The sequence below is a fragment of the Bacillus sp. BF2-3 genome, from assembly GCF_008368795.1.
Lineage (GTDB): Bacteria > Bacillota > Bacilli > Bacillales > Bacillaceae_G > Bacillus_A > Bacillus_A cereus.
The window spans coordinates 183,971-198,092 of sequence record NZ_QOSA01000010.1; the positions used below are offsets into that span (position 1 = coordinate 183,971).

Below are 14,122 nucleotides of genomic sequence, written 5' to 3' on the forward strand. Positions count from 1 at the left end.
TACATTACCTCACTTTAAACAAATTACACTTATTCGTTATTTACTAAATTTACAAACGCACGTGTAATATTTGTTTTTGTAATTCGCCCAATCACTTCTAAACCTTGTTTCGTATCTTTTACAACTGGCATTGCATCAATCTGTCTTTCTATTAATTCCATCGCAATATCATATAAAGAATCCTCTCTACGACACATCGCAATGTTTGGCATCCTTGTCATGATAATATTAACCGGAAGAGAGGTTAAATCCTGCTTTCCTAAGCTCGCTCTTAATAAATCTTTACGAGACACAACACCAACTAATAGAGTCATCTGATCTACAACGAACAATGTACCAACGTCCTCTAAAAACATCGTACAAATTGCATCGTATACGGAAACATTTTTATCAATTACAACCGGTCTAGATTGATAATCTTGTACTTTAATTTTCTTAACAGCTTCAGATAATAGCTGCCCCCCAGTTTTACCCGTATAAAAATAACCTACGCGTGGACGTGCTTCTAAATAACCAGCCATCGTTAAAATTGCTAAGTCTGGTCTTAGCGTCGCACGTGTTAGACCCAATTGCGCTGCAATTGATTCCCCTGTAATAGGACCGTGATCTTTTACAATCTGAATGATATGTTCTTGCCGTTTATTCAGCTCTATGATAATCACCACCTTTAATGCACAACGAAAAAAGTTATACTATCTCTTAAATATTATATACTAAATATGCTATTCGAAAAAGAAAGTATGTAAAAAGGACCGTATACGGCCCAAAATTATATTTGAAACTTATCAAGTTGTTCTAAAAAACGTCTTGATTTCAAATAAATTCCGCAATATTCATCATAATATGTATTCAATACTAAACGCATTTGTTTTTTTGTGCTATCCTTTACCGATACATTTCCGAGCCTATGTAAATCGAAATGGAAGAAAAGACGTAATAATTTATGAACAGCTTCTCCTACCGGTATACGATATGGGTCTTGCTCTGCATGACGTGAGCACAGAAAACCGCCTTCCCTGACGGAGAAGGCGACAAAGTCTGTTTCTTGATGACAAATCGCACATGTATCAAAGTACGGGCGCATCCCTAATACCGGAAGCATTTTCGTTTGATAAATTAATGATAATACTTCTGGATCAACACCCTCACACATATAATGCAACGTTTGATATAACATTTCAAATAAATACGGATTATGTTTTTTATCTTCTGTTGCTTTATCAGTTAACTCAACAATAAATGATGCATAAGCAGTTAAAAATATATCCTCGCGAATTTCTTTCATAGTTGAAATAATCTCGCCTTGTTGCAATGTTCCAAGCCCAGATCCCATTTGAATTAGAAAATGGCCATGTGTCATTAATTGCGACACAGATGCTAATCGGCTTTTCGGTTTTTTTGCCCCTCTTGCCATTGCACTTACCTTACCAAGTTCTCTTGAGAATATTGTAACAATTTTGTTCGTTTCTCCGTAATCTGTCGTACGGATAACGATGCCCTCAACTTTTTGAAACATGTTCGTCACCATCCAAGGTTTGAACAAAACGGGTCAAGAAATTGGAGAGTCTAGATGCGCTAGCTCCTCTTCATGTTGATCCATCTCATCGTTTACGTCTTTTTCCATTTCTTTCAAAAGCAAGTACGTTTCAATGCTTCCTGTTTTGGAGAAAAACTTCCAGGTAAAATCTAGCATAAGAATCCACCTTTCTCAATAAGCGTAGCCTATAAACCAATTTCCTTTGTTGTTATTAAATTGACCCATTTTGTCCATTTTCATGTGAGAAAAATTTTTCCTAATTTATCAAAGTTCATAAAAACCAATAATCAGTGGATGAACCAACCATCCACTGATTACAACTTTACTCTATTTTAGTACTCATCCTCGCGGAAACCTAGGTCACGAAGCTGAGACATTTTATTACGCCAATCTTTTTGCACTTTTACCCATACTTCTAAAAATACTTTAGAACCAAGTAGCGCTTCAATATCAAAACGAGCTCGCTTACCAACTTCTTTTAACATTTTTCCTTGTTTTCCGATGATGATTCCTTTTTGTGATGCACGTTCAACAACAATCGTTGCATTTATATAAACTGCCCCGCCCTCACGCTTTTGAATCGCATCGATAACAACAGCCACAGAATGCGGCACTTCTTCACGTGTTAAATGTAGTACTTTCTCACGAATAAGCTCTGCAATAATAAATCTCTCCGGATGATCCGTTACTTGATTCTCTGGATAGTATTGTGGTCCTTCTGGTAAATACTTTTTAATTGTTCCAATTAAAGCGTCCACATTATTACCGTCTAACGCAGAAATTGGTACAATCTCTGCAAATTCATGTAGTTTACGATATTGATCAATTAACTCTAGTAATTGCTCTGGATGAAGTTGGTCAATTTTATTAATGACTAAAAATACTGGTTGTTTCGTTTCTTTTAATTTCTCAATGATGAATTCCTCACCACGACCAAATCCTTCAACTGCATTAACCATAAACAGAACAATATCAACTTCTTTTAATGTCGTTTGCGCCATCTTTACCATGAAGTCGCCTAATTTATGTTTAGGTTTATGTATTCCTGGTGTATCAATGAAAATAACTTGTGCATCATTTTCTGTATATACACCTTGAATTTTATTACGAGTCGTTTGTGGCTTATCACTCATAATAGCAATTTTCTGGCCGATAATACGGTTTAAAAATGTAGATTTTCCAACATTCGGTCTGCCAATAATAGAGACAAAACCTGATTTATAACCTTTTCTATTCATGTAAATCCTCCGCTAAAAATGCTCCTGGTAACAATTCTCCGACTGTCGTCTCTTGAACGTCACCATGTAAGTTTGATAAGTATACTTTCGTATCCTGTTTACATAATTCTACCATAACTTGTCGACATGCTCCACAAGGAGGTACTGGACGCTTTGTATCTGCTACAACCGCAATGGCTACAAATTCGTTATCCCCTTCAGAAACCGCCTTAAATAAAGCTGTTCTTTCAGCACAATTACATAAGCCATATGATGCATTCTCAACATTACATCCACGATACACTTTTCCATCGCGCGTTAATAATGCTGCACCTACTTGAAATTTAGAATATGGTACGTACGCTTGTTTACGCGCTTCGATTGCTTCTAGAATTAATTGTTTACTATTCATATTCCCGCATCCTTCCTGTTCACAGCTATGAAGAGATACACTCTCTCATTAAAGGCCCTTACGGCACTTCCAAAGCTTAATAAAAGCTTCGGAATGCAACTATACCATATACGGTAAAAAGATAATAGCACCAATTATAACAGCTATAATTGCAAACAATAAAACCGCTCCTGCCGCAACATCCTTTGCAATTTTTGCAAACGGATGAATATCGGCAGTCGCTAAATCTACCGTTTTTTCCACAGCCGTATTTACCATCTCTAAACTCATTACACTCCCTATTACAATAAGTAATATCATCCACTCTATTTTCGTAATATGGAAATAAAAGCCGCAGCATATAACAATGACTGCGGCTAAATAATGGATTTTCATATTTCGTTCATGACGAAAACAAAAGAATATACCAGCTATAGCATATCCAAAACTATCTATAAGTTTTCCTTTTTTCATCGTCCTAATCCAAAAGCTTCTAAAATTTCTTTTTGTCTTCCGAACATTTCTTTTTCATCTTCTTCTGTCATGTGATCATAACCAAGTAAATGTAAAAAGCCATGTAACGCCAAAAATCCAAGTTCACGATCGAAAGAATGTCCGTACTCTTCAGCTTGCTCTTTCGCCCTTGGAATAGAGATAATAAGATCCCCTAACATGCGCGGCATCTCTGCACCAACAATCTCCATTTCTCCTTCTCCCATCTCTTCCATGGCAAAGGATATTACATCTGTAGGTTGATCTTTATCTCGGTAATCACGATTAATTTCTCTAATGCGCTCATTATCTACAAATGTCACCGATACCTCCGCACCATCCTCGATATTTTCCATTTGAGCTGCTTTTTCTAACACTTCACGAATTAAACTCATATACTCTTCTTTTACTTCTTCTGTTTCATCAATAAAATCAATTAACAAATTCATTCTTTCTCCTTTTCTTCCGGAGGTTCCGGATATGTAATACGCGAATGGAAAATACCATTTAACGTTTCACACAACGTTTTTCCAACGATTTGTAGTTCCTTAAACGTCAAATCACATTCACTAAATTGACCGTCTTGCAGTCGATCTTTAATAATACTTTGCACCAAATTATTAATTTGTTCTGGCGTTGGGTGATTCATAGAACGTACCGCAGCTTCTACACTATCAGCAATACCAACAATTGCCGATTCTTTCGAAGTTGCTTTTGAACCTGGATAACGGAACATCTCTTCTGTATATTTTTCTTTATCTTCTTTAATAGCTTTATAATAAAAATATTTCAGTAACGTTGTACCGTGATGTTGCCCAGCGATATCAATAATTTCTTGTGGAATATGATATTCTTCGAGCATTCTTACTCCATCCGTTACGTGAGCAATTATAATATCTTTACTCGTTACAGGATCTAATTTATCATGCGGGTTTTTAATTCCCATTTGGTTTTCAATAAAGAATTGCGGTTGTACTGTTTTTCCTACATCATGATAATATGCCCCTACACGCGCTAATACACCATTTGCCCCAACTGCTTCACAAGCAGCCTCAGAAAGATTCGCTACCATTACACTATGATGATATGTCCCTGGCGCTTCTAACAAAATTCTGCGTAAAAGCGGATGATTTGGACTTGATAGTTCCATAAGCTTCATACTTGATACGATTCCAAGTCCACTTTCTAAATATGGTAAAATCCCCATAGCCAAAACGGATGATATAATCCCTGAAAGTGAAGCCATTAATAATTGCGTACCAATTTCAAGAGGCGAAAAATTCCCATTACGTAATAATAAAAGCGCCGCCAATACGACTACATTTAATACAGAAACGAGTATACCAGCTTGTAAAATCATTGTACGACGATTTTTTTCTCGCAAGAAAATACTAACCGATAACGAACTTAACAATACGTAAATCCCTACACTATAATTTAATGTACTCGTTACTCCTTCATTAAACATAATACTTCCGCATACAGAAAAAATCATACTCGTTAAAAAGACAAATCGATCACCAATCATTAGTTTTACAAGTATTGTTCCCATCGCAACTGGGACAACATATGCAATCCCTGCGTATTCAAGTTTTTGAAACAAACTAATGATTTTCATTAAGACGATTGTGATAGACAAAATTGTAATATACGCTAAAACATACGGTCTATCTTCTCTTTTTCTCTTTAAAAATAATTCAAATTGTTTATGCATAAAGTATAGTAACACACCAATGAGTACCGCTAATCCAACATAAGGTTGAAAACCGTTCCCTTTTTCTAACAAACCAACTAATTTCAACTGATTATACACATCACTTGAAATTGTTTCACCTTCTCTAACAAGAACTTGTCCTTGAAGAATATAAACAGGTGGAACTAAATCTTCCTCTGCTTTTCTCTTCTCTTTCGTTAAGATTGGGTCATAAAAATAGTTAGCTGAAATTGCATATCTTCCTAGCGCCTTAATTGATTCTTTTAAACCATTATCAACATTAACACTATTCATCTCACTTACATATCGTTCTTTCGCATCTTTCAATTCGTCCATTTTAATATGCTCAGTCATGATACTATTAATCGCTGTGACCGCAGCATCTTTCGCTAATACTAATTGGCTCGGATCTGCATTAATCAAATTCAGTAAGTTTGAATCAGATAACTCTTTCGTTAAGTCAGCGGGTAGTTTCTTTTTTAACTTGTCCACTTTCTCAGCATCAGTCATCTTTTTTTGATCATCCGGTCCAACAGCTTTAATCTCTTGCACCACTTCATCCACTTTAGCAAAGACGTCATTCACAATATCAACTTTGTTTTGTTTATACTCACTTTTATATGTATATTGATCTTCAACTTTTGTAGCGGCTTCTTTTTTCTTTTTATCCGTTGTAACTTTATCTTCAATTTTTATAGGAGAATGGATTGTCTTTTTCGCAATAGAATACATATTAACATCTAATTGTTCTGGTTTTACATTATTCATAAGCGCAAAAAACAGCACTGCTCCTAACACAACGTAAGAAATCCAACTTAGTTTTTTCGAATGTTGTAAATTACGAAACCACTTAGAAATTTCTTGAGATCTTGACATGATTTCAATACCTTCTCCTCTCCAGAAATAAAGTGAAACTATTTATAGCTTTCATTTCTTCTACCAAACGATACTTTGAGGCAATATTTTATACACTAGTACCAATAGTTTATTTTCCTTATCTTTCATGATAGTAAAAAATATGACGTTCGCCAACCTTATCATACAAAAAGAAATGATCCTGACAAATAGGATCATTCCATTTTATCATATGCCTCAATAATACGTTGCACCAATGGATGTCTCACAACGTCCGTTTGTTCTAATGTAATAAATGACAGACCTGATACACCAGATAAAATATTAGCAGCTATAGATAGCCCTGATTTTACCCCTTTTGGCAAGTCTACTTGTGAAGGGTCCCCTGTAATAACCATTTTAGAACTAAAACCTAATCTTGTTAAAAACATTTTTATTTGAGCACCCGTTGTATTTTGAGCCTCATCTAAAATAACAAATGAATCATCAAGCGTACGCCCCCTCATATAAGCAAGCGGAGCTATTTCAATTACTCCTCGCTCCATCATACGCTGCGTATATTCTTGTCCAAGAATATCATGTAAAGCATCATATAACGGGCGTAAGTATGGATCTACCTTCTCTTTCAAATCCCCTGGTAAAAAACCTAAATTTTCTCCAGCTTCTACAGCAGGTCTTGTTAAAATAATTTTCTTTACATATCCTTGTTTTAAAGCCCTCACAGCCATTACTACAGCTAAATATGTTTTTCCAGTTCCTGCAGGCCCTATCCCAAAGACAATATCATTCTTCTTCATCGCATGAATATATCTTCTTTGCCCCATTGTTTTTACACGAATGGATTTACCTTTTGCAGTCTTGAAAATTTCTTCCTCATATAACTCTTCAAATTGAGCAATTTTCCCTTGTTGTGCAAGCTGAATCGCATACGCAACATCTCTCTCTGAAATTGATATACTTTTACGAATTACAACAAGTAATTGCTGTAAGATTTTTTCTACGAGTGCCACCGTTTCAACTGCCCCAGATACATGAACAGTTTCTCCTCTAGTTACGATCGATACATTCAGTTCTCGTTCAATTACTTTTAAATGCGCATCATTAACTCCAAAAAGAGCGATTGCTTCGTTAGCATTTTCCAATTGTTGGTTCATTTCTACTAATTGTTCTGCCATTACTCAGTCTCCTTGAATATCGGATTCGGATATTGGTTGTGGCTCTGCAATATTTTCAACCACAGTATAATGCAATGTAACTTTTAGTTGATCCGCCTCAACCTCTTTACTCAAAATCTTATCACTTACAATCATAGCATGTTCATCCAATTTTTTCTTTAGTTCTTTTTCGGCCATCTCCTTCGCTACTTTCAGCGCTTGCTTTTCTGTATATTCTCGATTCGCTTCTTCCTCTTCTCTCACAACATCTTTTTCATATGCAATCGGCAGTGTAAAACCAAATAATTTCACATCATGCTTTACACTTTCAGTACGAGAGCGTTTATACTTATCATGCTGAAATCCCCATATTTTTATTTTCGTATCCCCAAATTTAAGAAAATGTTCATTGTATACATTACCAGTATACACTTGGAATTGCGTCTTTAACGGGACATCCACCTTAGATGTATACCACGTTTCGCCATATACAATACCTTTCGCTGAAACAATCGTCGGACTTTCCTCATTACCATATATTCCCGATACGAGAATCTGTCCTTTTTCTACATGATCATTTTTCAGTACAACCGGCTTTCCAACTTCTACAAACGTTTTTGTAATAATCGCTTCTTTTTTTGCTACTAAATTTTGCGGCCTTTGTTCCTTTTCTTTCTTCGGTTCGTTTTTTTCAACAATTTTAAAATGATAAGTCGTTCCCCTTACTTCTAGTCCCGCCCAAGTAATGGCATTAATATTATCTGTCAAATGGCGTTGTACATCTTCTACATTCGGCATTTGAAATTGTAGTTTCCCTTTTTTAATACCCATTTTATCCAATTCTTTCATCAATATATATTCTGTTTCAGGTTTAGCTCCTGTAATTTCAATTTTCCAAACCATATTTGACATTGCAATCACACCAAAAAAGAAAATTAAAAAACCAATTAAAAATCCACTGTTTTTAATTAAACGTTTATTCCAAAAAGGAAAACCATAACGTCCAATAAAATATAATTTACATTCATTTTTTCTATAAATTGGTTTTATTTTTTTCACATCGCGTAACAACATACAAAAAACTAACGTTTCATCAGCTATCTTTTTAACATCCCAAACTAATAAATTCCTCCGTACACATTCATTAACAAACCGTTCCGCTCCTCTACCTTCAATTCGCACTTTTACATATCCAAGCCACTTTATAAACCATTTATTTTTCATTTACCACCTTCACTACCTTTCTAAAAGTAGATATACTACTTTTTATTTGAAGCATTAAAATAGCTCGTACTAAAATAAAACAGAGTAAAACTGTAATCAGTCTCTATCAACGGAACTTTTACAGGATAAAGAAGAAAAACTTCACAAATGGAAGTTTCACTTCAATCACCTTTTTTTTCATTTTCTAAAAATGTTACTTGCTCAATTATCCCCTCGAGTAAAAGCTCTTCTGGAAGAATCGTTTTAATAACAAAGGATTGTCCTTTAATTAATAATTGACCGTGTTTTAAAAGCAATCGCACTTCTTTATCTGAAAACACTAATAACCCCCGATGATTTTCTATATAAATATGTATTTGCCCAACAAGAGTAATCCGAGGTAGATCCATTAATACATCCACTGGTAGGTCTACTTGTTTTGTCAACCAATTTTTCATTTGTTCTAATTTCTTCATCTCGAAAGACCCCCTCTCATCCCATATATATGTATTTCTTCACAAGTGCCTATCGTGTTATAACGACTTCACTAACATAACTATATTCTGCAAGAGTTCATATCATGTTAATTAAAACAGTCGCTATATGAAATCATATTTGTCAGGACAATGATGGATCAGAGGATGTTACCTTTAATAATAGAAGTATTAATACAAGAATATGCGCCCCTACAGGATATCAGTACAAGTTACATTAAGAAATTGAGCCTAGCGAGAAGTGGGAAACTTGAAAAAACCTGTTACAATTCGTTCTGGACGTGACATACTGACCATAGAATAAGTAGTTGTCATTTATTGGACAACTGAGATAAAGTAAAACTATAATCAATCCTCACCAATCGGGCTACCCGTTAATGCGGGATAAAATCAAAAAAAAAGAAAATTTCTTCACTCTGAATGTTACGTTGTAAGTAAGAATATTTTATAGATGGTTGTTATATGAATTTCAAAAAATATTAGGGTTCATTAAAAAATGAATTAATAAATGAGGAAATACGAAAGGAAATCGGCTTTGGTCAAGAAGTTTTGAATGTTATAAAACAAGTTACCGACAGTAATATCCAGCCATTTTATGCAACTGATGCAAAATCTAAAATAGTTAGAATCTCTTTCGTTACCTTTGAGGATTATGCTGAAGAGCAAGCTATAAAACTTCAATCTGAGTTTCAGAAGGCTCGGTACTTAGCTTTTATTCGCGAAAGAAGTTTTAGTCAAGGAAGTAAGAATAGGTGTAGAATCGGAATTATACAAGGAAATAATAAATTGAAACTTTAACTAGAGGGGTTTTTATCACTTACAGAAACGCTTTTTAAGCAATATAGCGTTTCTCCTTAATCAGAACAATAAAAAAACGTCTCATACGAAATGAGACGTTTTTTTATGCTAATAGCTGGATAACCAGCTTATTCACAAGTGATCCGTCTGTTTTACCTTTTACTTTCGGCATAACAGCAGTCATCACCTTACCCATATCTGCTTTAGAAGTCGCACCAACTTCAGAAATAACTTGCTTGATTACATCAACTAGTTCTTCTTCAGTTAATTGCTCTGGCAAATATGCGCTTAAAATCTGAATTTCACTTTGCAGTTTATTAACAAGGTCTTCACGACCAGCTTTTTTAAATTCAAGGAGGGAGTCCTTATACTGTTTTACTTCACGAGCTAAAACTGTTATTTCCTCTTCTTCAGTAAGAGTATGTTGCAGTTTAATACCTTCATTTTGTAAAGCAGCCTTAACCATACGAATAACGGTTAATTTTTCTTTTTGTTTATTCTTCATCGCTTGTTTCATATCATCGTTTAAACGACCGAGAAGACTCATAACTTACACCCTCTCTTAGAATTTACGCTTTCTTGCCGCTTCAGATTTCTTCTTACGTTTTACACTTGGTTTTTCATAAAACTCGCGCTTTCTTGCTTCAGCAAGTGTACCAGTTTTAGAAACCGATCTTTTAAAACGGCGAAGTGCATCCTCCAAAGACTCGTTTTTACGAACGACTGTTTTTGACATTCTCTTTCCCTCCCTCCGAAACATCACACTTACATACTAACTTCAGCATGCAAAAAGAAACACTTCTTCAGCATGTCTTTTACGATTATAATACATTTTATCACTTCAGGTCAACTATTTGGCAGAATAAAAGAAGAATAGAAGCATTTCCTTTTCAAAAGTTATGCAAATAACTAGTATCCTTCACTGATGAAGACAACTATATTTTTATCATTTCATCTTTTTTCATACAGGGATGCATGAAACGCCTCCCCACCTTCTATTACTTAACCGCTTCAAATAAAGAAAGCATGCAAACCGTTTCCGGTTGCACGCTCTTTTTATGCGCTAGCTGATTCTTTTTTCACATCATCTTCAAGAACACGAACAAATTGCGCTTCGTTATATGGATAACCAGCTTTCGTAATTTTCACTTTCACTAGCTTACCAATTAATTCTTCTGATCCTTCAAATACAATTTTCAAGTAGTTATCTGTATAACCTACATATAACCCTTCACGGTCGCCCTCTTTAAATTGCTCTTCCGGAATGATTTCAAGCACTTCACCTTCAAACGCTGATGCGTACTCTTTCGCTAATTGATTAGATAGCTCAATTAAACGATGAACACGATCGTTCTTCACATCTTCAGGAACTTGATCTTCCATGCGCGCTGCAGGTGTTCCTGTACGTTTTGAGTAAGGGAACACATGTAACTCAGAGAAGCGGTTCTCTTTAATGAAATTGTATGTTTCCATGAATTCTTCTTCTGTTTCACCTGGGAAACCAACGATTACGTCAGATGTAATCGCAAGGCCTGGTAACGCTTCTTTCAAACGATCTAAACGCTCTTGGAAGAATTCCATCGTATATTTACGACGCATACGTTTTAATACAGTATTAGAACCAGATTGCAACGGAATATGCAAGTGGCGTACAACTACTTCAGATTTATCTAACACTTCAATTACTTCATCTGAAATTTGACTCGCTTCAATAGAAGAAATACGAAGACGTTTTAATCCGCCTACTTCCGCTTCCATATCACGAAGTAATCCAGCTAAGTTATAATCTTTTATGTCTTCGCCGTATCCACCTGTATGAATACCCGTTAATACGATTTCTTTATAGCCTGCATCCACTAATTGTTGCGCTTGTTTAATAACTTCTTTTCCATCACGAGAACGCATTAAACCGCGCGCCCAAGGAATGATACAGAATGTACAGAAGTTATTGCAACCCTCTTGTATTTTTAAAGACGCACGTGTACGATCCGTGAAATAAGGTACATCAAGTTCTTCGTACACACGTGTTTTCATAATATTGCGGACAGCATTAATTGGTTGACGCTCTTTACGGAATTCTTCGATGTAACCTAACATCTTTTCACGATCCTGTGTACCAACTACAATATCCACACCCGGGATCGCCATAATTTCAGCTGGAGATGTTTGTGCATAACATCCCGTTACACAAATAACTGCATCTGGATTTTGACGCACAGCACGTCTGATTACTTGACGGCTTTTTTTGTCCCCAGTATTCGTTACTGTACATGTGTTAATAACATATACATCAGCTTTCTTTTCATATTCTGTTCTTTCATAACCACCTTGTTTAAACAATTGCCAAATGGCTTCTGTTTCATAGTGGTTTACTTTACAACCTAACGTATGGAACGCAACAGTTGACATTGATCATCACCCCATCAATTCAAAATGATACGAAGCAGCACTTAACGCGTATAACGGCGCCGTTTCTGTTCTTAAAATTCTTGGTCCTAAACTACATGGTACAAATTTATGTTCACGAAGCGCTGTAATCTCTTCCTCAGCTAAACCGCCTTCTGGGCCAAATACAATCAATAGCTTTTGACCTGGTTTCATTGTCGTTAAAGCTTTCGCAAAATTAGATTTCTCGCCTTGTTTTGCTTCCTCTTCGTAAGCAACAAGACAAGCATCATACTCACCACTCATTGAAAGCAATTGCTTAAATGATGCTGGAGCATGTACTTCTGGAATTTCACTTCTATGTGATTGTTCCGCAGCTTCTTTCACAATTTTTCTTAAACGCTCAACTTTTTTATCAGCTTTTTTCGCATCCCATTTTACGATAGAGCGAGATGCTTGAAATGGTAAGAATGCAGCTGCCCCAAGCTCAGTTCCTTTTTGAAAAATTAACTCTAGCTTGTCTCCTTTTGGCAGTCCACTTGCAATCGTCACGAAAACAGGAAGTTCACTTGACGCCTCTACCCATTCTACAATAGCCGTATTAATAAATTCACTGGTAATTTCATCAATTGAACATACTGCTGTTTTTCCATTTACACAGCAATAAATATGATCACCAGCTGACATACGCATCACTCTTGCGATATGATGTACGTCATCACCTACAATGCGAATACTTGTCTCATTTACATATTTCTCTTCTACAAAATAACGTTGCATATAATCACCTTAGTAGAGTTTCGTTCCTTTCGTAAGTCAACACTTACGAAAAGAACGAAACGTTATCATTTTTCATATAACAAACGGCAAGTCCCTCACCTTATAGTGAGAGACTCCCCTTTTCATTATAGACTAAAATCTATATTACGCATTTCGTGCAATAATTGCTACCCAATCTTCCATTCGTAACACTTCTTCAATTGTAAATCCAGCTTTTTCTAGCGCCTCAGAAATTACTTTTTCCTTCGCAGCAATAATGCCCGATGTAATAAATAATCCACCTGACTTCACAACTCTTGCTGCATCTTCAGGGAATAATAGAATAATTTCTGCTAATAAGTTAGCTACGATTAAATCAACAGGACCTTCAATACCTTCTAAAAGACTATTTTGTCCAACAGACACGATATCATCTGTTTTATTTAAACGTACATTCATTTCTGCACTTTCAACCGCAACCGGATCTAAATCATACGCTTGAACAGAAGACGCACCTAATTTTGCTGCTGCAATACTAAGTACACCAGAACCTGTTCCTACATCAATAATAGCGTCACCTGGCTGTACTGTTTTTTCTAAAGCACGGATACACATCGTTGTTGTTGGATGAGTTCCTGTACCAAACGCCATACCCGGGTCTAATTCAATGATTTTTTCATCAGGAGAAGATGGTGTATATTCTTCCCAAGTCGGTACGATTGTGAATGTATCAGAAATTTGTACTGGATGGTAATATTTTTTCCAAGCAGTAGCCCAATCTTCTTCATTGACTTCGTTAACGGTAATATTTCCAGTACCAATTTCGATGTCGTAAGATGGAAGCACATCAATAGATGATTTTACACCTGCAATCGTTTCATGTAAAGAATCGGTTTGCGGGAAATATGCTTTTATTAATACACCTTCCGCCGGATATTCATCTGGATTCAATGCATAAATTTCACCATATTGTTGCTCGCGCTCTTTCGTTAACTCCGCTGGATCCTCAATCGCAACTCCGCTAGCACCAGCTTCATGTAAAATATGAGAGACAGCTTCTACTGCTTCTTCTGTTGTATGAATACTAATTTCTGACCATTTCACAATTTACCAACTCCATTTT

16 protein-coding genes are annotated in these 14,122 nt (G+C 35.8%); all 16 read right to left on the reverse strand.

The annotated features are described in order from the left end of the window. Nucleotides 1–29 precede the first annotated feature (29 nt). Nucleotides 30–662 (reverse strand): transcriptional regulator CcpN, encoded by a 633-nt coding sequence (locus tag DN401_RS10050; protein WP_000583756.1) that lies wholly within the window; start codon nucleotides 660–662, stop codon nucleotides 30–32. A 107-nt stretch (nucleotides 663–769) separates the two neighbouring features. Beyond that, nucleotides 770–1,516 (reverse strand): DNA repair protein RecO, encoded by a 747-nt coding sequence (recO, locus tag DN401_RS10055; RefSeq protein WP_000487009.1) that lies wholly within the window; start codon nucleotides 1,514–1,516, stop codon nucleotides 770–772. 33 nt (nucleotides 1,517–1,549) lie between these two features. Then, nucleotides 1,550–1,693 carry a YqzL family protein gene (locus DN401_RS10060; protein WP_000883924.1) on the reverse strand — a complete coding sequence of 48 codons (144 nt, stop codon included), beginning with the start codon at nucleotides 1,691–1,693 and terminating at the stop codon, nucleotides 1,550–1,552. Between the two features lie 176 nt (nucleotides 1,694–1,869). Beyond that, nucleotides 1,870–2,775, reverse strand: a complete 906-nt coding sequence (gene era / locus DN401_RS10065; RefSeq protein ID WP_001080230.1) for a GTPase Era — start codon at nucleotides 2,773–2,775, stop codon at nucleotides 1,870–1,872. Beyond that, nucleotides 2,768–3,166, reverse strand: coding sequence for a cytidine deaminase (locus DN401_RS10070; RefSeq protein ID WP_001086283.1), 399 nt, complete (start codon nucleotides 3,164–3,166; stop codon nucleotides 2,768–2,770). The genes era and DN401_RS10070 overlap by 8 nt, the downstream gene beginning before the upstream one ends. Nucleotides 3,167–3,265: 99 nt before the next feature. Then, a complete protein-coding gene (locus DN401_RS10075) occupies nucleotides 3,266–3,619 on the reverse strand; it encodes a diacylglycerol kinase family protein (protein WP_000715464.1) in 354 nt (117 codons plus the stop codon). After that, complete coding sequence (gene ybeY, locus DN401_RS10080; RefSeq protein ID WP_001050397.1) at nucleotides 3,616–4,086, reverse strand: rRNA maturation RNase YbeY; 471 nt, start codon at nucleotides 4,084–4,086, stop codon at nucleotides 3,616–3,618. Before ybeY ends, DN401_RS10075 begins: the two co-directional genes overlap by 4 nt. Beyond that, nucleotides 4,083–6,227, reverse strand: a complete 2,145-nt coding sequence (locus tag DN401_RS10085; RefSeq protein ID WP_000091510.1) for an HD family phosphohydrolase — start codon at nucleotides 6,225–6,227, stop codon at nucleotides 4,083–4,085. The genes ybeY and DN401_RS10085 overlap by 4 nt, the downstream gene beginning before the upstream one ends. A gap of 194 nt (nucleotides 6,228–6,421) precedes the next feature. Next, nucleotides 6,422–7,381 (reverse strand): PhoH family protein, encoded by a 960-nt coding sequence (locus DN401_RS10090; RefSeq protein WP_000840501.1) that lies wholly within the window; start codon nucleotides 7,379–7,381, stop codon nucleotides 6,422–6,424. Nucleotides 7,382–7,384: 3 nt separating this feature from the next. Next, entirely contained in the window at nucleotides 7,385–8,584 is a 1,200-nt protein-coding gene (gene yqfD, locus DN401_RS10095) for a sporulation protein YqfD (protein WP_000792498.1), read from the reverse strand. Between the two features lie 161 nt (nucleotides 8,585–8,745). Further along, nucleotides 8,746–9,039 (reverse strand): sporulation protein YqfC, encoded by a 294-nt coding sequence (gene yqfC, locus DN401_RS10100; protein WP_000732269.1) that lies wholly within the window; start codon nucleotides 9,037–9,039, stop codon nucleotides 8,746–8,748. A 919-nt stretch (nucleotides 9,040–9,958) separates the two neighbouring features. After that, nucleotides 9,959–10,402: a GatB/YqeY domain-containing protein gene (locus DN401_RS10110; protein WP_000054562.1), complete on the reverse strand. Its 444-nt coding sequence runs from the start codon at nucleotides 10,400–10,402 to the stop codon at nucleotides 9,959–9,961. Nucleotides 10,403–10,417: 15 nt separating this feature from the next. Further along, nucleotides 10,418–10,591, reverse strand: coding sequence for a 30S ribosomal protein S21 (rpsU, locus tag DN401_RS10115; protein WP_000048061.1), 174 nt, complete (start codon nucleotides 10,589–10,591; stop codon nucleotides 10,418–10,420). Between the two features lie 320 nt (nucleotides 10,592–10,911). Then, nucleotides 10,912–12,264 (reverse strand): tRNA (N(6)-L-threonylcarbamoyladenosine(37)-C(2))-methylthiotransferase MtaB, encoded by a 1,353-nt coding sequence (gene mtaB / locus DN401_RS10120; protein ID WP_000108680.1) that lies wholly within the window; start codon nucleotides 12,262–12,264, stop codon nucleotides 10,912–10,914. A gap of 6 nt (nucleotides 12,265–12,270) precedes the next feature. Further along, nucleotides 12,271–13,020: a 16S rRNA (uracil(1498)-N(3))-methyltransferase gene (locus DN401_RS10125; RefSeq protein WP_001190154.1), complete on the reverse strand. Its 750-nt coding sequence runs from the start codon at nucleotides 13,018–13,020 to the stop codon at nucleotides 12,271–12,273. A 144-nt stretch (nucleotides 13,021–13,164) separates the two neighbouring features. Beyond that, complete coding sequence (prmA, locus tag DN401_RS10130; protein WP_000872097.1) at nucleotides 13,165–14,103, reverse strand: 50S ribosomal protein L11 methyltransferase; 939 nt, start codon at nucleotides 14,101–14,103, stop codon at nucleotides 13,165–13,167. Nucleotides 14,104–14,122: the final 19 nt, after the last annotated feature.

Coding starts and splice junctions, on each gene's coding strand:
- era (WP_001080230.1), bottom strand. CDS start 2,775: ATGAATAGAAAAGGTTATAAATCAGGTTTTGTCTCTATTATTGGCAGA.
- yqfD (WP_000792498.1), bottom strand. CDS start 8,584: ATGAAAAATAAATGGTTTATAAAGTGGCTTGGATATGTAAAAGTGCGA.
- rpsU (WP_000048061.1), bottom strand. CDS start 10,591: ATGTCAAAAACAGTCGTTCGTAAAAACGAGTCTTTGGAGGATGCACTT.
- DN401_RS10110 (WP_000054562.1), bottom strand. CDS start 10,402: ATGAGTCTTCTCGGTCGTTTAAACGATGATATGAAACAAGCGATGAAG.
- DN401_RS10070 (WP_001086283.1), bottom strand. CDS start 3,166: ATGAATAGTAAACAATTAATTCTAGAAGCAATCGAAGCGCGTAAACAA.
- ybeY (WP_001050397.1), bottom strand. CDS start 4,086: ATGAATTTGTTAATTGATTTTATTGATGAAACAGAAGAAGTAAAAGAA.
- mtaB (WP_000108680.1), bottom strand. CDS start 12,264: ATGTCAACTGTTGCGTTCCATACGTTAGGTTGTAAAGTAAACCACTAT.
- recO (WP_000487009.1), bottom strand. CDS start 1,516: ATGTTTCAAAAAGTTGAGGGCATCGTTATCCGTACGACAGATTACGGA.
- DN401_RS10125 (WP_001190154.1), bottom strand. CDS start 13,020: ATGCAACGTTATTTTGTAGAAGAGAAATATGTAAATGAGACAAGTATT.
- yqfC (WP_000732269.1), bottom strand. CDS start 9,039: ATGAAGAAATTAGAACAAATGAAAAATTGGTTGACAAAACAAGTAGAC.
- DN401_RS10075 (WP_000715464.1), bottom strand. CDS start 3,619: ATGAAAAAAGGAAAACTTATAGATAGTTTTGGATATGCTATAGCTGGT.
- DN401_RS10090 (WP_000840501.1), bottom strand. CDS start 7,381: ATGGCAGAACAATTAGTAGAAATGAACCAACAATTGGAAAATGCTAAC.
- DN401_RS10060 (WP_000883924.1), bottom strand. CDS start 1,693: ATGCTAGATTTTACCTGGAAGTTTTTCTCCAAAACAGGAAGCATTGAA.
- DN401_RS10085 (WP_000091510.1), bottom strand. CDS start 6,227: ATGTCAAGATCTCAAGAAATTTCTAAGTGGTTTCGTAATTTACAACAT.